Genomic DNA, 21,900 nt, shown 5'->3' on the forward strand with positions numbered 1-21,900 from the left:
CCGTGGGCCTAGATTCGAGTACCGAAACAGCACCCCGCGAGCGCTCACACGCCTCAACGGCGTTGCACGGCGGCGTCGGCGGAACGCCTCCGACCAGTGGGTTGTCGACGGAGCAGGGCGTGGGGGCTTCATGGAGCTGCGGGACATCGAGATCTTCCTGGTGCTGGCCGAGGAGCTGCACTTCGGCCGGACCGCCGAGCGGCTCCGGCTCTCCCAGGCCCGGGTCAGCCAGGTCATCAAGAAGCAGGAACGGCGCATCGGCGCCGCGCTGTTCGAGCGCACCAGCCGCACCGTGCGCCTGAGCGACGTCGGCCGCCAGCTGCGCGACGACCTGCGGCCGGTCTACGCGGGCCTGCACGAGTCCCTGGAACGCGCCCGGCTCACCGCCCGCGGCGTCACCAGCCGGCTCCGCGTCGGCATGATGCCGTTCAACCTCGTCGACCTGCACTTCTACTGGAAGACGTTCCGCTCCCGGTACCCGCAGTGGGAACTGGAGATCCGCCAGATGACGTACCTCGATCCGTTCGGCCGCCTCCGCGACGGCGACCTGGACGTCCTGGTGGTCTGGCTGCCCGTGGAAGAGCCGGACTTCACCGTCGGCCCGGTCCTGTTGACGGACCCCCGGATCCTCGCCGTGACCGCCGACCACGAACTCGCCCGGCGGACGTCGGTGCGACTGGAGATGTTCGCCGACTTCCGCCACCCCATGCCGCCCGACCTGCCGGACTACTGGGAGGACCGCTACATCCCCTTCCACACGCCCCGGGGCCGCACGATCGAGCGCGGGGGCAGATCACCCACGCGGAGGACCTGATCAACCAGGTCGGCATGGGCGAGATCATCCACGGCTTCCCCAGCCACGTCACCCGGCACTGGGGCATGCCGAACATCCGCTGGATACCCGTCCCGGACCTCACCACGCTGTCCTACGCCCTGGTCTGGCGGACCGACGCCGAGAACGAGCCGATCCGCGCACTCGCCGACACCGTCCGCGAACTCGGCACCTACCGGTTCTGCCACACCGTCGCGGCGCCGCCCGAATTCGCCTTCCGCCCGGCCGCCGCGGCATGGCATGATCGGCCGCCGTGCCGAACCCCACCGCGACCACCGCCCGCCCGCAGACCTGCCCCCACTGCACGGCGCCGCTCGATCCCGACCCGCGCTTCACCGTCTGGTGCCCGGGCTGCGAGTGGAACCTCGTACCGGAGCAGGAGGCCGCCGAGGAGGCGGCCCAGGACGCGAAGGCAGCCGCGCGCGAACGGGCCGCGGCCGAGCGCACCGAGCGGCTCTTCCAGGAGGTCGCCGCCGGACGGGCCGACACCACCCGCCAGGACTGGCTGGCCGCCTCCGCCGTCGCCACCGCCGTCCACCTCAGCACCGCCGCGCTGGCGGGCTGGGGCATCTGGCTGCTCGTCACGGGCAACACCCCGCTGCGTTGCCTGGGCGCCGCCGTCCTCGCCGTCGTGTTCCTGCTGCGCCCCCGGCTCGGCCGGGCGCCGCGCGGCACCGGGGTGCTGACCCGCACCGAGGCCCCCGCCCTCTACGGTCTGACCGACCGGCTCGCCGAGCAGCTCGGGGCGCCGAAGGTCGACGTCATCCGGGTCGACGGGGAGTTCAACGCGAGCATGGGGGTGGTCGGGCTGCGCCGCACGTCCGTCCTGACCATCGGCCTGCCGCTCTGGGAGGCGATGGACGACCAGCAGCGGATCGCGATGCTGGGGCACGAGCTCGCCCACCGGATCAACGGCGACCACCGCAGCGGCCTCTGGCTCGGCTCGGCCATCCGCACGCTGGCGCACTGGTACAACCTCGCCGCGCCCCGCCGGCGCGCCGGTGGCGGCGGCGTCGGGGCGATGAACCTGCTGTTCATCTTCGCCGACTACATCAGCAACGCCGTCCTCCACGCGGTCGCCTGGCTGCTGCTCCGGGTGCTCCTGCTGCTCCACCGGCTCACCGCCCGGGCCGGGCAGCAGGCCGAGTACCGCGCCGACGAACTCGCCGCCCGGGCCGCCTCCAGCGAGGCGGCGAGCGGGATGCTCACGGCGCTGCTGTTCGACGAGGCCGTGGGGACGGCGGTGCTGCGGGTGCGCGCCAGGATCCACTCCCGCCCCCGGAGCACCCGGCGCGAGCCCGCGTCCACCCTGGACACCGACCTCCTCTGGCAGGAGCTGCGCGACCACCTGGCAGGCCTGCCGGCGCTGGAGCGCGACCGGCTGGTCCGCCGTTCCCGGGCGGGGGGCCACTGTGTGAATGCGACCCACCCGCCGACCCATCTGCGGCTGGCCCTCCTCGCCGGGCGCCCGCCCGTCCCGGCCGCCGTCACCGCCGCACCCGCCGAGTCCGCCGCCATCGACGCCGAACTCGCCCCCCACCGCGCCCGCACGGCCCACACCTTCCTCGCCGGCTGAGCAGGCCCCCCAGGGGGTGAGGAGTCAGACCGTCCCGGTCGGCTCCCTACTCGGCCCGAGGGGACCGGGTCATCGGCAGGTCGACGGCCTGGTCGATGGTGACCTGCCCGTCCAGGATGGCGACGACGATCTCGGTGATCGGCATTTCGACCTGGTGGCGCCGGGCGAGGTCGAGGACGGAGTAGGCCGACTTGGCGCCTTCGGCGGTCTGGCCGGTGGCGCAGGTGGCTTCGGCGACGGTGAGGCCGCGTCCGAGGTGCTCGCCGAAGGTGCGGTTGCGGGAGAGCGGGGACAGGCAGGTGGCTGTGAGGTCGCCGAGTCCGGCCAGGCCGGCGAAGGTCGCGGGGTCCGCGCCCAGGGCTGTGCCGAGGCGGGTGGTCTCGGCAAGGCCGCGGGTCATGAGGGTGGCCTTGGCGTTGTCGCCGAGCTCTAGGCCCGCGGCCAGGCCGACAGCGAGCGCGATGACGTTCTTCACCGCGCCGCCGAGCTCGCAGCCGATGACGTCGGTGTGGGTGTACGGGCGGAAGTACGGGGTGTGGCAGGCGGCTTGGAGCTGCCTGCCGACCGCCTCGTCCGTGCAGGCGATGACGCTCGCGGCGGGCTGACGGGAGGCGATCTCGCGGGCCAGGTTCGGGCCGGACAGGACGGCGACGCGCGCGGGGTCGAGCGCGGCGTTCTGCGCGATGACCTCGCTCATCCGCAGGCCGGTGCCGGCGCCGGCGCCGGCAGGGAGCGGTTGGAGCGAGGCGCGGCATGCGCGGACGGGGTGGTGGACTGCGTCATCGTGGCCTGCCCAAGGAGCGGTGTGTTCGGAGGGCTCTACGGTCCCGCCGACGACCCGTTCCGGTCACGGGCAGCGGCGACCGCCTTTCCGGACGGGCCGTCACCCGACTGACCTGCCATGACCGCGCAGGACCGGGTCACGATTTGGGCGGTGCGTCACTGCGATTTCGCACAGTGTGACCCGTGTGGCGTAGTCGGGTCGCTACCGTGAGGTGGTCAGGCCGCTCCGCACCCCCGACGGGAGCCCTTCATGCCTCCGCGCCCCAAGCCCGGCTCCAAAGCCGACCGTGACGCCCTGCGAACCGAACTGCTCACCATCGGCGCACCGGCGGCGGCGATCGCCGCCGAGATGCGCGCACGCTTCGGTTTCCGCCCCCGTGAGGCCTGGCGGCACGCGCACGGCTGAACGTTGCAGGAAGCCGCCGACCGTCTCAACGCCGCCGGCGGCGCCGGCGGACCGGCCGCCGACGCCTCTCTCGTCGGCAAGTGGGAGAAGTGGCCCGACCCGGCCGGGCGCCGGGTCACCTTGCCCGTGCTCACCGTCCTCGCCGACCTCTACGGCGCCACCCTGGACGACCTCCTCGACCTGGAGGACCGCCGCGCCCTTCCAGAGTCCGACCTTCGCCTGCTGCGCCACCAGCCGGACACCGCCGTGCCCGCAGTCGTGACTCCGGCGGCCCTCGTACCGATGCCGACCGCCCCGCCCACCGGTACCGACCTGGTCCAGGCCGCCGCACAGGAATCCGCTGACTGGGCCCGGTGGGCCGAGCTCACCAACTGCGGCCCCGTCGCCCTGGAACAGCTCACCGCCGACACCCGGTACCTCGCCAGCTCCTACCTGATGGCCGAGGACCCGCTGCTCGTCTTCAGGCAGACGAAGCACCTGCTCACCAAGGTCTGGGACCTCCTGTACGGTCACCAGCGGCCCCAGCAACGCCGCGAGCTCTTCACAACGGCCGGCTATCTGTTCGCGCTGATGTCCTGGATGACCAGCGACCTCGGCCACCGCGCCCAGGCCGAAACCCAGGCCCGCGCCGCCCTGCTGTGCGCCGACAGCGCCGACGACCCGGGTCTTCACGCCTGGGTCGCCTCCACCCGCAGCAAACTCGCCTTCTGGGACGGCCAGTTCCGGCAAGCCATTCAGCATGCCCAGCACGGCGCCGCCAACCAGGCGCCCGGCACCGTCACTGTCCTCCTCCACTGCCAGCTCGCTGACGCCTGGGCCGAGGTCGGCGCCCGCACCGAGGCGCTGACCCGCACTCGGCCAGGCCGAGGAAGCAGCCGCCCACGACCAGGCCGGCATGGTCTACGACCAGGTTGGCGGGCTGTTCAGCTGCCCGGCCGGACGGCATGCGAACTACGCCTCCGCCGTCCACCTACGCGGCGGCTCCGCCCCGCAGGCCCTCGCCCACGCCGACCGCGGACTCACCGCTCTCCAGCAACAGCGTGTACGCGCATATGGCACCGAAGCCCAGTTGCACATCACCCGCGCCGGCGCCCACCTGCTCGCCCGCGACCCCGAAGGCGTCCTCGACGCCATCGTCCCCGTCCTCGCGCTGCCCGCCGAGCACCGCACCGGTCCGCCGCCGCCTTCGCGACCTCGCCCGCGACACCGCCGCCTCCCCCATGGGCGACAGCGCCGCCGGCCTGCGCCTACAGGACGCCGTCGAGACCGCCGTCCGCGAAGCCGCCCACACCCTCTCCCCGGCGGCCCCGACCAGCGCTTGGATCAACGACCATGACTGACATTCCCTCACACATGGCCGACCACTGGTGGTGGAGGCCCGGCTGGACCACCGGCACCCGTAGGTACACCTGGCACCTCACCTTCGACGACGCCACCGACCTCCACGGCCTCACCGCCGACTACCGCCACGCCCTCACCGACGTCCCCGGCCTCGACCTCGTCCCCGACCGCTGGCTGCACCTCACCATGCAGGGCCTCGGCTCCACCGACGAGGTCAGCGAGGCCGACGCCCGCGCCATCGCCGACGCCGCTGCCCACCACCTCGCCAAGATCTCCGCGTTCGACCTCGCCCTCGGACCCGCGATCGTCACTCCCGAGGCCCTGTTGCTGACCGTCGAGCCCGCAGACCCGGTCCACGCCGTCCGTTCGGCCGTCCGAGCCGCCATCGCCGACGTCTGGCCCGAGGTCCCCGAGAACGCCGACGGCTTCCGCCCCCACGTCTCCGTCGCCTACAGCAACGCCGCCGGCCCCGCCCGCCCGGCCGCCGAGGCTCTGGCGAGCGTCGCCTCCTACCCGGCCACCGCCCGCATCACCTCGGCCGACCTCATCGTCCTCGGCCGGGACCGGCAGATGTACGAGTGGGAGACCTTCGAGCACGTGCCCCTCGGTTGACTTCCGCTCCCCGCCCTAAAGGGCGGGGATTCCTACCACGGTCGTCTGACCGTCTCGGTGGGTTCCTGCTTCTTCGCGCTGTGCGGGGACGGGTCCCCGGCTTACCCGCGCTCGACAGGCTGACACCGCCAGTCCGGCGGCCGTGGCTATGTTGACGGCGGCGTTGACGTCCCGGTCCAGCCAGACGCCGCACGCCTGGCACTGCCAGACGCGGATGTTCAGCGGCTTGGGGCCGTCCTTGACGCCGCAGTGGGAGCAAACCTGGGAGGTCGGCTCGAAGCGGCCGATCTTGATCAGGTTCCGGCCGTACTTCGCGGCCTTGTACTCCAGCATGGTGACGAACGCCGACCATCCGGCGTCGTGCACGGACTTGGCGAGCCGTGTGCGGGCGAGTCCCTTGACCGCCAGGTCTTCCACCGCGATTGCTTGGTTCTCGCGAATCAGTCCGGTGGAGACCTGGTGGTGGAACTCGCGCCGGGCGTCGGCCACCCGTGCGTGGTTGCGAGCGACCTTGTGACGGGCCTTCTCGCGGTTCTTGCTGCCCTTGGCCTTACGGGACAGGGCTTGCTGTGCGCGTTTGAGCTTCTTCTCTGCGCGCCGGAGGAACTTCGGGGCGTCGATCTTCCGCCCGTCCGAGAGGACGGCGAAGTGTCCGAGGCCGAGATCGAGACCGGTGACCGGCTCGGTCTCGGGAAGGATCTCGGGGTCCGTCTCGACAACGAAGCCGGCGAAGTACCGGCCTGCGCTGTCCTTGATCACCGTCACCGAGGATGGCACGGACGGCAAGGCGCGGGACCACTTCACCCGCACGTCGCCGATCTTCGGCAGCGATAGGTCGCCGCCCGGTGTGATCTTCCATCGGGCGTTCGCGGTGAAGCGGATCGCCTGCCGGGTGTCCTTGCGGGACTTGAACCGGGGCGGTCCCATCTTCGGGCGCATGCCCTTGAGGCCGTCGAAGAAGTTCCGGTAGGCGGTGTCCAGGTCCCGGAGGGACTGTTGCAGCACCACGGCGGACACCTCGCCGAGCCATGCCCGTTCGGGGGTGTTCTTCGCGGCCGTGAGCTGCTTGGACAGCTCGCCGGACGGGATGAACGGCAGCCCGGCGGCGCGGGCGGTCTCACGTGCCCGGAGGGCATCATTGAAGGCCACCCGTGCACACCCGAACGCCCTGGCCAGCGCGGAACGCTGAGGCCCGTTCGGGTACACGCGGAAGCTGTACCTGAGCTGCACGGTCAGCACCGTACCATTTTGGTTTATGGCCGAGTATCAGAACATCCGCACTGGTCGGCACTGCGCTTTCGCCCTGCATGCGCACTTGGTTTTCGTGACGAAGTACCGTCACAAGGTGTTCGCCGAGCGGCATCTGACCCGGCTCGAAGAGATCATGCGGGACGTGTGCGCCGACTTCGAGGTGGAGTTGGTCGAGTTCAACGGCGAGAACAACCACGTCCACCTGCTGGTGAACTTCCCGCCGAAGGTCGCCCTGTCCAAGCTGGTCAACTCGCTCAAAGGCGTCAGCTCGCGCCGGCTGCGGCAGGAGTACCCCGAGCTGGTCAAGCACTACTGGCGGGCACAGCGTCTGTGGTCCGGTTCGTACTTCGCCGGATCAGTCGGCGGCGCGCCGCTGTCGATAGTCCGGCAGTACATCGAGCAGCAGAACCGTCCGGCTTGACGGTCTGCGGTGGGCACCGTCCACAGTGCGGGAGGGTGCCCACCGCACAGGTCAGAGCAGGGTTCAGAATCGCTTCACCACCGGGCTGAAGCCCGTGCACTGCGATTAGTCCAGGTAGCCGTATGGGCGAGGAGGGTGGGGACGACGGTGTCCCAGGTGTGCTCGGGGAAGACCTCGTGGCCGGTGCCCGGCAGGGCGAGGAAGCGGGCGCCGGGGATCTCCGCGGCCAGGGCGCGCCCGTGCTCCACCGGGAACATCGGGTCCTCCTGTCCGTGCAGCACCAGGGTCGGCGCGGTGATCGCGCCGAGCCGGTGGCGCCAGGGGCTGCCGGCGTCGAGCAGGTAGGGATTGGTCGACTGGGCCGCGATGTCGCGGGCGTGGTCGACGACCCGGGCGGCCAGCCGGCGCACGCCGTCCTCGTCGAACGGGCGCGACACGGCGGCGAACGGGCGCTCGCCCTCGACGATCGAGTCGATGACGGCCTCCCGGTCCGACCAGTCGACCCCGCCCGCGCCCGCGCCCCCGTCCTCGCCACCGGCGCCCTCCGCGGCCTGCGCGAAGTAGGCGGCGAGCCGGTCCGCCACCGGCGGCAGGTCCGGCTGCTCGCGCCCGGGGACGCCGGGCGTGGCGGAGGCGAGGGCGAGGGTGGCCACCCGGTCCGGGTGGTCGAGCGCCAGGAGCTGGCCGACCGCGGCGCCCTGGGACATGCCGAGGACGTGGGCCGCACCCAGGCCGAGGGCGTCGATCAGGGTCGCGGCGTCCTCGACCAGGTCGGGCAGGGCGTACGGCGGCGCGCCCACCGGGAAGGTCGTCGAGGCGCCCGCGTCGCGGGAGTCGTAGCGGACGACGCACCGCCCGCCCGCGACCAGCCGGCGCACGAAGCCGTCGGCCCAGTTGAGCAGGCAGTGCCCCGCGCCGTGGATCAGCAGGACGGCGGGGTCGGCGGGATCGCCGTGGAGCTCCACGCACAGGTCCGCGCCGTCGACCTCGACCGTGCGCCGGTGGTCCGCCATCGGGTTCCGCCTTCCGTCCGAGCATTCGCCGCCGCCCGCGCCGCCGCGCGCGCCGTCCCCGCCGGACGGCGCGGTCAGTGCCCCAGGGCCGCCTTGGCGGCCACGATGACCAGACCGAGCAACAGGTTGACGACACCCTCGCCGAACGCCATCCGGCGGGACGCGCCGGCCCGGATCGCCCCGAGGGTCGCCCAGGCGACCTGCTGCGCCACCGCGACGCCGAGGGCCAGCCAGGCGGTCCCGGGATGACCGAGGCCGAGCAGCGGGCTGATCGCCACCGCGACCGCGGGCAGCACGGCTGCCTCCACGATGGACCACTCGTGCCTGGCGACCCTGCGCACCTCACGGCGGTCGACGGACCTGCCGACGGTCCGCTCGCCGGCAACCAGCGCGTACACGTGCGCCGCCCAGAACACCACGCCGGTGACCAGCAGCAGGCCGATCAGCTGGAGGCGGGGGAAGTCCCCGGCGCTCCCGGCGGTCGCCACCACGGACGCGGCGAGCAGGGACCCGTACACCGCGCCGGCGTAGTCCGTCCGGCCGGCACGGCGCCGCTTCGCAGGCGCGGGCCGACCCGCCGGGGCGGCCGGGGAAGTTTTCACCGACCCAACATAGGGCTCCGCGGCGGCCGCCCCCACGACCGACTCCGCCGACCGGGCGGGCCTCCCCCGTGCCCGGCCGGGGTGGGCGGACCATACTTGAAGAGGCCGGGGGGGCAGCCAGCCGGACACCGGAGCACCGCCGGGGGGTGGCGGCGGAACCCGAAGGGACGTGGAACGATGTTCGACCGGGACCGCCGGAAGGCCAACCGCGCCTTCGACCACGGCGACGGGGTCACCCGCTACCGCATGCGACAGAAGCTGGTCGCCATCGGGGACGACTACTGGATCGACGACGACTCCGGGGAGCACGTCTACCGCGTCGACGGCAAGGTGCTGCGCGCCCGCAAGACCTTCGACCTGGAGGACCCGCAGGGCCACCGGGTCGCGACCGTCCAGAGCCGGCCCGTACGGGTCAAGGAGTCGATGGCGATCGACGACGCCGAGGGCCACCGGGTCGCCGTCGTCAAGAAGGCCGTGATCACCCCGCTGCGCAACCGGTGGAGCATCGACCAGGAGGACGGCCCGAAGCTGAGCGTCGAGGGCAACGTCGTCGACCACGAGTACACCATCGAGCGCGACGGCTACAAGATCGCCGAAGTGTCGAAGAAGTGGTTCCGGATCCGGGACACCTACGGCGTGAGCATCGGCCAAGGGGCCGACCACACGCTCGTCCTCGCCGCGACCGTCGCCATCGACTCCATGGCCCACCCCGGCGACTGACGCCCCCGCAGCCGGGACGACACCGGCCCACCGGCCCGGGGCGACGCCCGGGCCGGTGCCGGTGCGATGCGGGGTCCGCGGATGCCGGGGGGGCGTGCGGGGTTCGTCCCGCTCCCCCGCGCGGGACCGCCGGCCGACGGCGGTTCGGGGCGAACCGGCCGTCCGGAATGGCCCGCTCGGCCCGGTGCGGCAGGTCCGGGCCCGTCGAAACCGGCGCGCGGGAGCCCGCCCGCGGGCTGCGCGCGACACCGGACGCCACCCGGCCGGCCTTGGCAGGGATCACCGCGACGGCAGACGCTCTGTGCACAGCCGATCATCCGCTGATCCCGTCCCCAGCCCCAGGAGGGCCACCCATGTCGTTCGCGCGCACCCGCATCGCCGTCGCCGCCCTGCTCGTCGCCGGCGCCACCGCCCTGGCCACCCCGGCCCAGGCCGCCGGCGGCCACCGCGCCCTCAGTCACTTCGACGACGGCAGCTTCGAGACGCCCAAGGCTCCGGCGAACGCCTTCACCAATGTGACCACCGGTCAGAGCATCGGCCCGTGGAAGGTCACCGCCGGCAACGTCGACCTGATCGGCGCCGGCTTCTGGCAGGCCGCCGAGGGCGACCAGACGCTGGACCTCAACGGCTCCACCAGCGGCACCGTCGCCCAGAGCTTCACCACCGTCCCGGGCACCACCTACTCGGTCACCTACGCGCTGGCCGGCAACCCGGACGGCGGGGTGGCCCTGCGGACCGGCCGGGCGCTGATCGACGGCCAGGCATTCCAGGACTTCTCCTTCGACGTTACCGGCAGGACGCGGGCCGCCATGGGCTACGTGGGGCGCCAGTTCACCTTCGTCGCGCAGGGCACGTCCACCACCTTGAGCTTCACCAGCACCGTCGCCGGGGCCTACGGTCCGGTCGTCGACGACGTCCAGGTGAAGGAGTGCAAGCCCTGCTGCGGGTGACCGTCCCGGTCGCCGCCCCCGCCACCGACCCGAGGGGCTGGGCCGATTGGCCAGGCATATCGTTTTTCGATAACATCGAAAAACGATATGCCGCTGGGCATGGAAAGACGGGGGAACGACATGAACGACACCACCTGGTGGACGCGGGCGACGGACCACATCCTGGAGCTGGCCCTGGGGCTGGCCCTCCTCCTGGTGGGGCTCGTCCGGATCCTCCTGCCGATCCTGGGGGTTGCCACCCCGTTCGGGCCGGGAGACACCCGTGAGGTGCGCGTCGACGGTGCCGCGCGACTGCCCGGCGACATGTCCGCCGGAGCCGTGACGCTCCGCGGCTCCGACCACGCCGAGCTGGCCTTCACCGACCCCGGCCTCGGCCAGCGGCTGCTCCTGGCGCTGCCCGCGGTGGTGAGCGGGCTGCTGATCGTCGCGATACTCACGGTCCTCCTCCGGGTAGCCCGCACCTTCCGGGACGGCGACTTCTTCGTGCCGCAGAACACCCGGCGCATCACCGCGGTCGCCGCCGCCCTCACGCTGCTGGGAACCGTGGTCCCGCTGCTTGAGATGATGACGACGAACCTCCTGGCCCGTGAACTGCCGATGGCGGATGCGATCACGCCCGCCCACGGCTTCGCCGTCCAACCCGTCTTCCTGGCGCTGCTCGTCGGTGCCGCGGCCGAAGCGTTCCGCGCCGGCACCCGCCTGCGCGCCGACACCGAAGGGTTGGTCTGATGCCGCCGGAGGAACCACACCAGATCGAGTGCCGGCTCGACCGTCTGCTGAACGAACGCGGCATCACACTGGCCGAGTTGGCGGCCCGGGTCGGGGTGACCGTCGCCAACCTCTCCATCCTGAAGAACGACCGCGCCAAGGCGATCCGCTTCAGCACGCTCAGCGCGATCTGCCGCGAACTGGACTGCCAGCCCGGGGACCTGCTCACGTTCTCCGCCTGACGCGCCCGCCGCGCGCCGCGGTCATACGGTATGACGGACGGTCACCTCACGGCCGGGACGGCGCGGGGCCACCCGGCGGGGCCGCGCCCGCGGCACGCCGGGTCACCCGGGCCCAGATCCGGCGCTGCGCCCGCAGGACCAGCACGCCGACGATCACCAGGACGACCACGTTGAGCAGGAGTTGGAGCAGCGATCCCCACGCCTCGCGCCATTCGGAGAAGGCGAGCGAGACGGCGACGTCCGAGGCGGCGGGGATCGTGGTCACGGAGATGAAGACGCCGAGCAGCGCGGTGCGCCGGGCCTCGGCGAGGGAGACGATCCCGACGATTCCGGCGAGGACGGCGACCACCACGGAGAGGGCGTTCGGGGTGTCGATCAGGTTGGAGACGGGCCGCAGTCCTGCCTGGAAGGCCCTGGACTGCAGATCGGCCGCCCGGGCCAGCAGGGCGAAGCCCAGGGTGGTCACGATGGCCAGCAGGAAGCCCGCCGCCAGCGCGCGCAGGCCCTCCTCCACCCGGCGCCGGTTGCCGCGGTCCAGGCCCAGGGCGACGCTGGTGATCGCGCCGTACTCGGGGCCGACGACCATCGCGGCCACGATGAGGATCTGGGAGTTGGTCATGATGCCGACCGCGCCGATCAGGCCGGCGATCACCAGGAGCAGGTAGAAGGACGGCAGGTAGGTGCCGCCGGCGCGGATGCCGGCCTCGACGGCGGCCCACAGCGGGGCGTGGGCCAGGACGCGTGGCTCGGTGGCTTCGAGCCGGTCGGCGCGGTGCGAGAGCAGCAGCTCGACGTCCTCGATCGAGATCGACCCCTGCCGGTCGATGCCGAGGCCGCGCAGGCGGTGCAGCAGCGTGTTCGCCGCGCCCCTCACGACGTCGCACTCCAGGACGTCGCCGTCCGGCGCGCGGGCGGCGGATTCCAGCACCGCGAGGTTGAGGACGTGGCGGTCGGCGGTCAGCAGCGCGAGCGCCGGCCCGGTGAGCGCGGGCGGCGTCAGCAGTCTCAGATGGACCAGATCCATCAGCCAAGCTGAGCACTTCCGGGGCGCGGGGGGCAGGAGGAGCTCGCCCGTCGTGGCGCCGTTCATCCGGTTGCCGCCGGGCCCGGGCGGTGGGCGGTGTGCTCAGCCGGCCGGGTCGTACCAGGTGTCGTGGTCGGGCAGCAGGGCGTCGGCCTCCTTGGGCCCCCAGGTTCCCCTGGCGTAGGGGTGGACCGCAACGGCGTCGTCCAGCACCGGGTCGACGATGCGCCAGGCGGACTCCACGGTGTCCTGCCGGGCGAACAGCCAGCGGTCGCCGTCGAGGGCGGCGCCGATCAGGCGGTCGTAGGGGCGCATGTCCGAACCCGGGATCTCGCTGAAGGCGAGTTCCTCGTGCTTGGCCTGCCAGCCGCCGCCGGGCATCTTGCCGGCGAGGGTCAGCCCGACCTGGGTCTCGGGCCAGATGCGGAACCGCAGCCGGTTCTCCGCGGGCGCCGGACGCAGGTCGAAGACGTCGTGCGGGGCGCGGCGGAACTGGATGCTGATCTCGGTGGCGGTCACCGGGAGGCACTTGCCGGCCCGGATGAGGATCGGCACGTCGGCCCAGCGCCAGGAGTCGGCGGCCAGCCGGATGGCCGCGAAGGTCTCGACGGTGGACTCCGGGTCCACACCGTCGACCTGGCGGTAGCCCTCGTACTGTCCGCGCACGATGTGCTCGGGGGTGAGCGGCCGCAGGGAGGAGACGACCTCGGCCTTGGAGTCCAGCCAGGCGGACAGCCCGCGTCCGGAGGGCGGGTCGGCCAGGACGGTGGCCAGCACCTGGAGCATGTGGTTCTGGATGACGTCGCGGACGGCGCCGGTGCGGTCGTAGAAGCGGCCGCGGTCGGAGACGTCGAAGGCCTCGGCCATGGTGATCTGCACGGACTCGACGTGCGTGCGGTTGAGCAGCGGCTCGACCACGGAGTTGGCGAACCGGGCGAACAGGACGTTCTCCACCGGGTCGAGCCCGAGCCAGTGGTCGACGCGGTAGATCGCGTCCTCGGGGAAGTGCCGGTGCATGGTCTCGTTGAGTGCGCGGGCGCTTTCGAGGTCGTTGCCGAAGGGCTTCTCGACCATGATGCGGGCGCCCTCGGCCCGGCCGGCCGCGGCGATTCCGTCGGCGATCCGGCCGAAGAGCACCGGTGGCACTTCGAGGTAGTACAGCGCCCGGCCGCCGCTGCCCATGGCGTCGGACATCGCCGTGTAGGTGGCGTCCTCGCCGAGGTCTCCGTCCACGTAGCGCAGCAGGCCGAGCAGCTTGACCGCCGCGGGGGACGCGGGGTTCATGCCGTTGAGGGTGAGTGAGGCCTCGGCGTAGGCGCGGAACTGCTCCAGGTCCCAGCCGGCTTTCGCCACGCCCACCACCGGGACGTCCAGGACGCCGCGTTCGACCAGTCCGACCAGAGCCGGGAAGGTCTCCAGTTTGGCCAGGTCGCCGGTTGCGCCGAAGATCACCAGCGCGTCCATCTGTCGTGTCGTCATGTCGGCTCTCCTGTGGGCGCCGGGGATCTGGCCGGGGTTCAGCGCAGCCGGTCGGCCAGGTGGTCGCCGACGCGCAGGGCGTTGGCGATGGCCGTCAGCGACGGGTTCACCGCGCCGATGCTCGGGAAGAAGCTGGTGTCCACGACGTAGAGGTTGTCGAGGTCGTGGGCCTTGCAGTTGACGTCGAGGGCGGAGGAGGCGGGATCGGTGCCGAACCGGACGGTACCGGCCTGGTGGGCGGTGGCGCCGATCGGCATGCCCTTGTGCAGGTAGAGGCTGTGCGGCAGCAGGTGGTGCTGGTGCAGGCCCAGCTGTCCGAGCATGCCCTGGAGCTTGTGGCGCAGCCGTTTGAGTCCGGTGACGTTGTTCTTCTCGTCCAGCGTCAGGCGGACGTTGCCGTCGGCGTCCAGGGTGACCCGGTTGTCCGGGTGGGGCAGGTCCTCGCTGCACAGCCAGAAGTCGACCGCGTGGTGGGCGAGTACCTCGAAGGGCATGTCGGGTGTCACTGCTCCGGCCCAGCGGGGCGCCTCGCCGTGGATCTGTTCGGCGTCGGACTTGCCGAGCATCTGGATGCCGCCGAGGGGGTGGTCCCAGTCGTCGGCGCCCAGGTACCAGTCGTGCAGGGCCAGGGTCTTCTGGAAGGCGGTCGGGTTGGGTTCCTTCGAGACCGCCATCAGGGCCAGGTTGTTGTGCCGCAGGTAGTGCCGGCCGACCACGTCGGAGCTGTTGGCCAGGCCGGCCGGGTGTCGGTCGTTGGACGAACGGAGCAGCAGAAGTGCGGAGTTGACCGCTCCGCAGGCGACCACCACGATGTCCGCGGTGAATTCGGCCGTGCTGCCGTCGCCGAGTTCGGTGGCCACGGCCGTGACCGTGCGCCCGGTCGGGTCGGTCTCCAGCCGGCGCACGTTCGCCGTGGTGATCATCGTGACGTTGTCGTTCCGCAGGGCCGGGTCGACGCAGATCACCTCGGCGTCGGACTTGGCGCCGAGCAGGCAGGGGAAGCCGTCCACCCGGTCGCAGCGGATGCAGGCGCTGCCGTGGACGGCCCGGCCGTGCTCGTCCTGGGTGAGGTTCACCCCGATCGGCAGGTGGAACGGGTGCAGGCCGTGTTTCTCCAGGTCGTCGCTGAGCTGCTGGATGCGCGGCTCGTGCTCGACCGGCGGGAACGGGTACTGGCCGCTCGCCGGGCCCTCGGTCGGGTCCTCGCCGTGCCGGCCGTGCACCAGGTAGAGCTGTTCCGCCCGGGTGTAGTAGGGCTCCAGGTCCTGGTAGTCGATCGGCCAGGCCGGTGAGACGCCGTCGTGGTGGCGCAGTTCGCCGAAGTCCTCGGGGCGCAGCCGGAACAGCGCGGCGCCGTAGAACTTGGTGTTGCCGCCGACGTAGTAGTTGACCTCGGGCGGGAAGGCGTTGCCGTCCTTGTCGTACCAGTATTCCGGGGCGCGGTACCTGCCCTTGACGAAGACCGCGGTGGAGTCCCAGTTGTCCCGCTCTCGGGGCAGGCGGTCGCCTCGTTCGAGGAGCAGGATGCGCTTGCCGGTCGACGCCAGCCGATGGGCCAGGGTGCCGCCGCCTGCGCCGGTGCCGATGATGATGACGTCGTAGTGCTGGTCGCCGGCCACGGGGTATCCGATCTGGAGTCGATCTGGAGTCGTTGCCTGCCCGGCGGCGGCGCCCGGCTCGTCCGCCTTCGGGCACTCGGCTGCGGGTGGCGTCCTGGGGGCGGCCACCGGTGTGCAGGACAAGTCCTGTCACTTGCAAGCTACAGCGGGGGCGGCGGGACGGCACCTCCGTGGTCGGGCAGGGCCTGTTCGAGTGCCCTCAGTGCCGCGGCCGTGGTCGCGGCCGGGGTGCCGGAGGCGTCCACGGCGGTGCCCGGTTCGTCGGCCCGGAGCGGTTCGAGCAGGGCGTACTGGGAGGCGAGCAGTGCGGGGGGCATGAAGTGTCCGGTCCGGTGGGAGATCCGCCGGGCGGCGAGCGCGGGGTCGAGCGACAGTTGGAGGAAGTACACGTTCGCCCCGGTGGCACGGAACCGGTCCCGGTAGGTGCGCCGGAGGGCCGAGCAGGCCAGCACGCCGCCGTGGTCGCGTGCCGCGGCCGTGCGGATCCATGCGGTGAGCGCGGCGAGCCAGGGAGCGCGGTCGGCGTCGTCGAGGGGGTGTCCGGCGGCCATCTTCGCCCGGTTCGCGGCCGGGTGGAGGTCGTCGCCCTCCTGGAACGGCACGCCGAGCACCGCGGCGAGCCGTGCGCCCACCGTGCTCTTCCCGGAGGCCGACACGCCCATCACGATCACTACGGGTCCGGTCCACACGTTGGTCATGATGCCTCCGGCCTCCCGTTGCGGCGCTTCCGGCGGGACGCCGGTGTGCTTGCGCCGTCGTCCGGAGCACACGAGAGGAACCTGTCCGATGACCTCCGCGAAGCCGTCCGCCGGTGCCCGGCTGCTGCTACCGTTCACTCCGGCCGAGTTGGGCGGGCTGCCCGAGGGGTGGGAGGCGGCCGTCTGGGACGGCACGGGTGGGGAGCCGAGCGGCCCGTGGCTCGCGGGGGTCGAGCTCTTCGTCGTCCCGTACACCTTCACCCGACCGGCCTTGGGTCTGCTGCCCGGGATGCCCGGCCTGCGGGTCGTGCAGTCACTGAGCGTGGGGGTGGAAGACCTCCTGCCGCGCCTTCCGCCCGGCGTCACGCTCTGCAACGCCGCGGGCGTGCACGAGGCGAGCACCGCCGAGCACGCGGTGACCCTGCTGCTGGCGGCGCTGCGGCGGATTCCCGACCTCGTACGGGCCCAGTGGGCGCAGCGGTGGGAGGCGGGTTTCCGGCCCGCGCTGGCCGACCGCACGGTGCTGCTGCTCGGGTACGGTGCGATCGGCGCGGCCGTCGAGGCGCGGATCGCACCGTTCGAGTGCCGGGTGCTGCGGGTGGCCCGCAGGGCGCGGCAGGCGCCGCGGGGGCCGGTGCGGCCGGTGGAGGAGCTGCCGTCGCTGCTGCCGCAGGCCGATGCGGTGGTGCTGACCCTGCCGCTCACGCCGGACACCCGGGGCCTGGTGGACGCGGCGTTCCTGGCCCGGCTGCGGGACGGTGCGCTGGTGGTGAACGTCGGGCGGGGCGCGGTGGTCGACAGTGCCGCGCTGCTGGCGGAGCTGCGCGGCGGGCGGCTGAGTGCGGCGCTCGACGTCACCGACCCCGAGCCGCTGCCGCCGGCGCATCCGCTGTGGACGGCGCCGAACACCCTGATCACCCCCCACACCGCGGCCACCACGTCGGCCTTCCGGCCCCGGGCGCTGGCGCTGGTGCGGGCGCAGGTGTCCCGCTACGCGGCGGGTGAGGCGCTGGTGAACGTCGTTTCGGCGGAGGCGGGCTGACGGTCCGCCGGTCGGGCCGCGTCCTTCGGAGCGTGTCCTAGGCCGATGGGCCGACACTCGATGGGGTCGCCCTCGGTCGTGCCGTCCCGCCGCGGCGCCGGCGGCGTGGTTGGCTGGGGCCGATCTTCCCGCGTGAGGAACCACATGAGTCAACTCGACCTGGCCAGGCTGCAGTTCGCCATGACCTCGGTCTACCACTTCCTGTTCGTGCCGGTCACGATCGGCCTGGGTTTCCTGACTGCGCTGCTGCAGACCGGCTGGCACCGCACCGGGCGGGCCGAACTGTTGCAGCTGACGCGGTTCTTCGGCACCCTGCTGGTGATCAACATCGCGGTGGGCGTGGTGACCGGGCTGGTGCAGGAGTTCCAGTTCGGGATGGACTGGTCGGAGTACTCGCGCACGGTGGGCGACGTGTTCGGCGCACCGCTGGCGATGGAGGGGCTGGCCGCGTTCTTCCTGGAGTCGACGTTCCTCGGGCTGTGGTTGTTCGGGTGGGACCGTCTGCCGCCGCGGGTGCACCTGGCGACGATCTGGGCGGTGGCCCTGGGCGGTGCGCTGTCCGCGGCGTTCATCATGGCGGCCAACTCCTGGATGCAGCATCCGGTCGGCTACACGATCGACCAGTCCACCGGTCGTCCGCAGCTCAACGACGTCTGGAAGCTGTTCACCAATCCGGTGTTCCTGCGCGGGTACCTGCACGTGATCCTCGCCTCGGTGGTGACCGGGGCGGCGGTGATGCTGGCGGTGTCGGCCTGGCAGCTGCGCAAGGGGACGTCCCCGCTCGCCTTCCACGCCACCGCCAGGCTGGCCCTGGTGGTGCTGGTCCCGACGATCCTGGTCGCGATGCTGGTCGGCAGCGAACTCGGCGTCACCGAGGGCAAGTACCAGCCGATGAAGATCGCCGGCGCCGAGGCCCAGTGGGACACCTGCCAGCCCTGCTCGTTCTCGCTGTTCCAGGTCGGTGGTGGCAAGAACGACATGACACCGACCAAGATCATCTCCATTCCGCACCTGCTCTCCCTGCTGGCCACCAACCACTGGAACGGGCAGGTGCTGGGGCTCAACGCCGTCCAGGCCCAGTACGAGCAGCAGTACGGGCCCGGCGACTACGTCCCGAACATCTTCATCCAGTACTGGTCGATGCGTGTGATGGCCTACCTCGCCCTCGTGGTGACGCTGGTCGGGCTGTGGGGTCTGTGGCTGCTGTGGCGCAAGCGGCTCAGCAGCTCGCGCTGGTTCCTGCGGGTGGCAGTCTGGACCGCGGTGCTGCCGTTCCTGATGAACACCGCCGGCTGGCTGCTCACCGAGAGCGGCCGCCAACCGTGGATCGTCCAGGGCATCCAGCTCACCCGCAACGGTGTCTCCCCGTCGGTGAGCACGACGACCGTCGCGATCAGCATCCTGGTGTTCTTCCTGCTCTACGCGGTGCTCGCGGTGGTGGAGGTCGTGCTCATCACCCGGTACGCCCGCAAGGAGCTCTCCCCGCCCCCGGCCGAGGACGCCCCGGTCCCGGCCCTGAGTTACTGAGGCCGCCCGATGGCGCTCGCCACGTTCTGGTTCATCGTCACCGCCGCCCTGTGGACCGGCTTCTTCGTCCTGGAGGGCTTCGACCTCGGGGTGGGCATGCTGCACACCGTGGTCGCCCGCGACGAGGCCGGCCGTCGTGCGGCCATCAACACCATCGGCCCGCTCTGGGACGGCAACGAGGTGTGGCTGATCGTCGCCGCCGCCGCGATGTTCGCCGCGTTCCCCGACTGGTACGCGACGATGTTCTCCGGCTTCTACCTCGCGCTGATCCTGCTGCTGGCGGGTCTGATCGTGCGCGGGGTCTCGTTCGAGTACCGCGGCAAGGTCGACGGCGTCCGGTGGCGCCGCACCTGGGACACCCTGCTCACCTGCGGCAGCCTGCTGGTGCCGCTGCTGATCGGGATCGCGTTGGGCGACCTGCTGCACGGGGTGCCGATCGACCAGGACCACGAGTTCACCGGTGACTTCGGCGACCTGTTCTCCGGCTACTCGGTGTTCGCCGGGATCACCCTGGTGCTGCTCTGCCTGCTGCACGGCGCGGCCTTCATCGCGCTCAAGACCACCGGCCCGATCCGGGGCCGGGCCTCGCTGCTCGCCCGCCGGATCGCCCCGCTGACCGTCCTCGCCGTCCTGGCCTTCCTGCCCTGGACCCACTCCGTCGCGGGCAAGGGCGTCCTGCCCGACATCCTCGACCTCGTCGCCATGCTCGCGGTGCTCGCCGCCGGCTGGCTGCTCCACGGACGGCACGAGGGCTGGGCGTTCGTCGCCACCGCGGTCACGATCGCGACGACCGTCCTGTCGGTGTTCGTCGACCTCTACCCGCGGCTGATGGTGTCCAGCACCGATCCCGCCTACAACCTGACCGTCCAGAACAGCGCCTCCGGCAACTACGCGCTGAAGGTGATGAGCGTCGTCGCGATCGTCTTCTTCCCCGTGGTGCTCGCCTACCAGGGCTGGACGTACCACGTCTTCCGCCTGCGCATCTCCGCCGACCAGTTCGGCCCGTCCGCCACCCGGAGCGAGCCGTAGTCAGAGCACCGCGATCGGGTTGACGGGGGAGCCGGTGGCCCGCGGCAGCCGAAGCGGGGCCACCGTGCACAGGAACGACCAGCGTCCCTCCTGCTCGCACAACGGAGCCAGTTCCTCGAACTGCAGCCAGTCCAGCAGGTGCACCCCCATCGCGTGGACCGCGAGCACGTGGACGGGGTAGTCCACGCCCTCGGCGGCGCTCGGCGCGGCGTCGTTGTTGCCGTCGCCGCCGAGCACCGCGACGCCGCGCTCGGCCACGAACTCCATCGCACCGGGGTGCAGGCCGGCCCGGGCCGTCGCGGACTCCCAGGCGCCGAGTTCCGTCCGCCGGCGCCGGTGGCCGACCCGGACGAACAGCAGATCGCCCCCGCCCACCCGGACTCCCTGGGCGGCCTCGGCCTCGGCCAGCTCGGCGGCACTCACCTGCTCGCCCGGCTCCAGCCACGGCACCCCGCGCAGCCGGGGAATGTCCAGCAGCACGCCCCGGCCGACGATCCCGTCCCGGACCAGCGCGACGGACAGCGCCTCGGCGCCCTGCGGCGTCACGCTGGACGCGTCCGTGCCGCCGTACAGGGTGCCGTCGTAGATCACGTGGCAGAGCGCGTCGAGATGGCTGTCCGCATCGCCGTGGATGTTCATGTCGAAGTGGTCCCGGGCGAACTGCAGGCCGCTCGGGTCGATGGCGCCCGCGACCGCCCCGGTCATGCGGTGGCCGGCCGGCTCCGGGTTGTCCGGCCCGGGGTACGTCTCCACGGGGGCCGCCAGGCTCACCCGACGCCCGGAGCGGACCTCGCGCGCCGCGGCGACCACCCGCTCCGGTGTGATCGTCTCCAGCGCGCCGCGACCGACCCGGCCGCCCGCAGCCGTACGGCGGACCCGCTCGTACAGGTCACGGAACCCGGCTGCGTCCAGCCGCGGCGTCTGCGCCCGCCCGTCCATTCAGCGGCCCCGCGGCGCGTCGCGGGCGTCGCGCGGGGAGGACGCCGGCGCGGCGGGCACGTACCGGCCGTCGGCGCGGCCACGGACGTTCGGCGGGCAGCGGTCCATCGTCGACCCTCCGTGCGGTCCGGGCGGCTCCCGGCGAACGCTATCCGAGCGCCGGCCGTCCGGCGGGCGACCCGCTGCGCGTCGCCCGCCGGGTCCCCCACCCGGCCCACGGCCGCTGGCCCCGGGTGCTCGCCGCCGCGGCGCGTGAACGTCGGTCCCCGGGCGGGGATTCGCCCGGCTGACGGTCCGCCGGTTCTGGAACGAGATCGGGATATTTCCCGCACCGGCCCGTGAACGACTCCCGCCTACGGTGATGACACCGGTGAACCGCACCGGCCGAACGACAGCAGGAGACCGCATGCGCACCCGCCGCCTCGCCCTCACCGCCGCCGCCGTCGCGGCGCTCGCCGCCACCGCGACGGCCTGCGGGCCGGACAACAGCGGCACGGGCTCCACGGCCGCCGCCCCGGCGACCAGCACGGCGGGTGCCACCGCCACCAGCGCCCCGGCCGCAACCGCCACCACCGCCGCCACGCCGACGAAGGCCACCGCCGCGCCGCCCAAGGCCCCCGCGCCCTCCTCCCCCGCCGCGTCCGGCAAGAGCGGCAACGGGCAGACCTGCGGCGCCGACGACCTGGTCCTCAGCGCGAAGGCCGAGTCCCAGGCCGGCGGCTACATCCTGATCACCGCCATGGCCAAGCCGGGCGTCTCCTGCACGCTCCCCGCGGCCCACCCCACCATCGCCTTCGGTTCGGGCGGCATCGAGGCCGCCAACGCCGAACAGGCCACCGGCACCCCGATCCCCCTGAGCGGCGCCAAGGTCGCCTACGCAGGCGTCATGGCGAAGACCACCAAGGGCAACCAGGCCGTCGAGTTCACCGACGTCATCGTGGCCATCGGCAACGCCGACCCGAACCCGGCCGGGATCCCCGTCGGCAGGACTCCGGTCGACAAGCCGATCGTCACCAACTGGCACACCGTCCCGAAGGACGCCGTCCCGGGTCTCTGACGACCCGGCGCGGGCCACTCGCCCGCCCC

At 72.4% G+C, this 21,900-nt stretch carries 22 protein-coding genes and 1 pseudogene; 12 read left to right on the forward strand and 11 right to left on the reverse strand.

The genetic code is table 11. The annotated features are described in order from the left end of the window. Positions 1-130 precede the first annotated feature (130 nt). Both ACF9IK_RS00945 and ACF9IK_RS00950 read left to right on the forward strand, forming a co-directional pair. A complete protein-coding gene (locus ACF9IK_RS00945) occupies positions 131-814 on the forward strand; it encodes a LysR family transcriptional regulator (protein ID WP_395292325.1) in 684 nt (227 codons plus the stop codon). A gap of 271 nt (positions 815-1,085) precedes the next feature. Further along, positions 1,086-2,408, forward strand: coding sequence for a M48 family metallopeptidase (locus ACF9IK_RS00950; RefSeq protein WP_395292326.1), 1,323 nt, complete (start codon positions 1,086-1,088; stop codon positions 2,406-2,408). A gap of 46 nt (positions 2,409-2,454) precedes the next feature. On the opposite strand, the pseudogene ACF9IK_RS00955 reads toward ACF9IK_RS00950, so the two are convergent. The 3 genes and pseudogenes from ACF9IK_RS00955 to ACF9IK_RS00965 form a co-directional block, all read right to left on the reverse strand. Beyond that, positions 2,455-3,174, reverse strand: a pseudogene (locus tag ACF9IK_RS00955) (NAD(P)H-dependent glycerol-3-phosphate dehydrogenase); the annotation flags it as partial. Between the two features lie 219 nt (positions 3,175-3,393). Further along, positions 3,394-4,392: a hypothetical protein gene (locus ACF9IK_RS00960; protein ID WP_395292327.1), complete on the reverse strand. Its 999-nt coding sequence runs from the start codon at positions 4,390-4,392 to the stop codon at positions 3,394-3,396. A 175-nt stretch (positions 4,393-4,567) separates the two neighbouring features. Continuing rightward, positions 4,568-4,804, reverse strand: a complete 237-nt coding sequence (locus ACF9IK_RS00965) for a hypothetical protein (protein WP_395292328.1) — start codon at positions 4,802-4,804, stop codon at positions 4,568-4,570. Positions 4,805-4,929: 125 nt separating this feature from the next. Between ACF9IK_RS00965 and ACF9IK_RS00970 the strand changes: the two genes are divergently transcribed. Beyond that, on the forward strand, positions 4,930-5,550 hold the full coding sequence (locus tag ACF9IK_RS00970) for a 2'-5' RNA ligase family protein (protein WP_395292329.1): 621 nt from the start codon (positions 4,930-4,932) through the stop codon (positions 5,548-5,550). 15 nt (positions 5,551-5,565) lie between these two features. Here ACF9IK_RS00970 and ACF9IK_RS00975 read toward each other — a convergent pair whose 3' ends face one another. Next, positions 5,566-6,780: an RNA-guided endonuclease InsQ/TnpB family protein gene (locus ACF9IK_RS00975; RefSeq protein WP_395298430.1), complete on the reverse strand. Its 1,215-nt coding sequence runs from the start codon at positions 6,778-6,780 to the stop codon at positions 5,566-5,568. Positions 6,781-6,805: 25 nt separating this feature from the next. On the opposite strand from ACF9IK_RS00975, the gene tnpA reads away from it, so the two are divergent. Further along, positions 6,806-7,222 carry an IS200/IS605 family transposase gene (gene tnpA / locus ACF9IK_RS00980; RefSeq protein WP_395292292.1) on the forward strand — a complete coding sequence of 139 codons (417 nt, stop codon included), beginning with the start codon at positions 6,806-6,808 and terminating at the stop codon, positions 7,220-7,222. A 74-nt stretch (positions 7,223-7,296) separates the two neighbouring features. Here the strand turns inward: tnpA and ACF9IK_RS00985 are convergent, their stop codons facing one another. Both ACF9IK_RS00985 and ACF9IK_RS00990 read right to left on the reverse strand, forming a co-directional pair. Next, on the reverse strand, positions 7,297-8,235 hold the full coding sequence (locus ACF9IK_RS00985) for an alpha/beta fold hydrolase (protein ID WP_395292330.1): 939 nt from the start codon (positions 8,233-8,235) through the stop codon (positions 7,297-7,299). A gap of 74 nt (positions 8,236-8,309) precedes the next feature. Next, positions 8,310-8,837 (reverse strand): hypothetical protein, encoded by a 528-nt coding sequence (locus tag ACF9IK_RS00990; RefSeq protein ID WP_395292331.1) that lies wholly within the window; start codon positions 8,835-8,837, stop codon positions 8,310-8,312. 177 nt (positions 8,838-9,014) lie between these two features. On the opposite strand from ACF9IK_RS00990, the gene ACF9IK_RS00995 reads away from it, so the two are divergent. The 4 genes from ACF9IK_RS00995 to ACF9IK_RS01010 all read left to right on the forward strand — a co-directional run bounded on the left by ACF9IK_RS00995 (position 9,015) and on the right by ACF9IK_RS01010 (position 11,457). Then, positions 9,015-9,557, forward strand: a complete 543-nt coding sequence (locus tag ACF9IK_RS00995) for an LURP-one-related/scramblase family protein (protein WP_395292332.1) — start codon at positions 9,015-9,017, stop codon at positions 9,555-9,557. A 353-nt stretch (positions 9,558-9,910) separates the two neighbouring features. Continuing rightward, a complete protein-coding gene (locus ACF9IK_RS01000) occupies positions 9,911-10,507 on the forward strand; it encodes a choice-of-anchor C family protein (protein WP_395292333.1) in 597 nt (198 codons plus the stop codon). A gap of 120 nt (positions 10,508-10,627) precedes the next feature. Then, on the forward strand, positions 10,628-11,236 hold the full coding sequence (locus tag ACF9IK_RS01005) for a DUF2975 domain-containing protein (protein ID WP_395292334.1): 609 nt from the start codon (positions 10,628-10,630) through the stop codon (positions 11,234-11,236). Continuing rightward, positions 11,236-11,457, forward strand: coding sequence for a helix-turn-helix domain-containing protein (locus ACF9IK_RS01010; protein WP_395292335.1), 222 nt, complete (start codon positions 11,236-11,238; stop codon positions 11,455-11,457). Before ACF9IK_RS01005 ends, ACF9IK_RS01010 begins: the two co-directional genes overlap by 1 nt. Positions 11,458-11,503: 46 nt before the next feature. Here ACF9IK_RS01010 and ACF9IK_RS01015 read toward each other — a convergent pair whose 3' ends face one another. From ACF9IK_RS01015 to ACF9IK_RS01030, 4 genes are all read right to left on the reverse strand, one after another. After that, positions 11,504-12,481: a DUF389 domain-containing protein gene (locus tag ACF9IK_RS01015; protein ID WP_395292336.1), complete on the reverse strand. Its 978-nt coding sequence runs from the start codon at positions 12,479-12,481 to the stop codon at positions 11,504-11,506. Between the two features lie 102 nt (positions 12,482-12,583). Beyond that, positions 12,584-13,960 carry a glucose-6-phosphate dehydrogenase gene (zwf, locus tag ACF9IK_RS01020; protein WP_395292337.1) on the reverse strand — a complete coding sequence of 459 codons (1,377 nt, stop codon included), beginning with the start codon at positions 13,958-13,960 and terminating at the stop codon, positions 12,584-12,586. Positions 13,961-13,998: 38 nt separating this feature from the next. Continuing rightward, complete coding sequence (locus ACF9IK_RS01025) at positions 13,999-15,579, reverse strand: GMC oxidoreductase (protein ID WP_395292338.1); 1,581 nt, start codon at positions 15,577-15,579, stop codon at positions 13,999-14,001. A gap of 140 nt (positions 15,580-15,719) precedes the next feature. Further along, a complete protein-coding gene (locus ACF9IK_RS01030; protein ID WP_395292339.1) occupies positions 15,720-16,277 on the reverse strand; it encodes a gluconokinase in 558 nt (185 codons plus the stop codon). A gap of 88 nt (positions 16,278-16,365) precedes the next feature. Between ACF9IK_RS01030 and ACF9IK_RS01035 the strand changes: the two genes are divergently transcribed. The 3 genes from ACF9IK_RS01035 (at position 16,366) to cydB (ending at position 19,875) form a co-directional block, all read left to right on the forward strand. Then, the gene (locus ACF9IK_RS01035; protein WP_395292340.1) at positions 16,366-17,319 is read left to right on the forward strand and encodes a 2-hydroxyacid dehydrogenase; all 954 of its coding nucleotides are present in this window, start codon (positions 16,366-16,368) and stop codon (positions 17,317-17,319) included. A gap of 144 nt (positions 17,320-17,463) precedes the next feature. Beyond that, complete coding sequence (locus ACF9IK_RS01040) at positions 17,464-18,846, forward strand: cytochrome ubiquinol oxidase subunit I (protein ID WP_395292341.1); 1,383 nt, start codon at positions 17,464-17,466, stop codon at positions 18,844-18,846. Positions 18,847-18,855: 9 nt separating this feature from the next. After that, a complete protein-coding gene (gene cydB, locus ACF9IK_RS01045) occupies positions 18,856-19,875 on the forward strand; it encodes a cytochrome d ubiquinol oxidase subunit II (RefSeq protein ID WP_395292342.1) in 1,020 nt (339 codons plus the stop codon). Here the strand turns inward: cydB and ACF9IK_RS01050 are convergent, their stop codons facing one another. Next, a complete protein-coding gene (locus tag ACF9IK_RS01050) occupies positions 19,876-20,814 on the reverse strand; it encodes a cyclase family protein (RefSeq protein ID WP_395292343.1) in 939 nt (312 codons plus the stop codon). 406 nt (positions 20,815-21,220) lie between these two features. On the opposite strand from ACF9IK_RS01050, the gene ACF9IK_RS01055 reads away from it, so the two are divergent. Next, positions 21,221-21,871 (forward strand): hypothetical protein, encoded by a 651-nt coding sequence (locus ACF9IK_RS01055; protein WP_395292344.1) that lies wholly within the window; start codon positions 21,221-21,223, stop codon positions 21,869-21,871. Positions 21,872-21,900 lie beyond the last annotated feature (29 nt).

It is taken from the genome of Kitasatospora hibisci (assembly GCF_043950205.1).
Classification (GTDB): domain Bacteria; phylum Actinomycetota; class Actinomycetes; order Streptomycetales; family Streptomycetaceae; genus Kitasatospora; species Kitasatospora hibisci.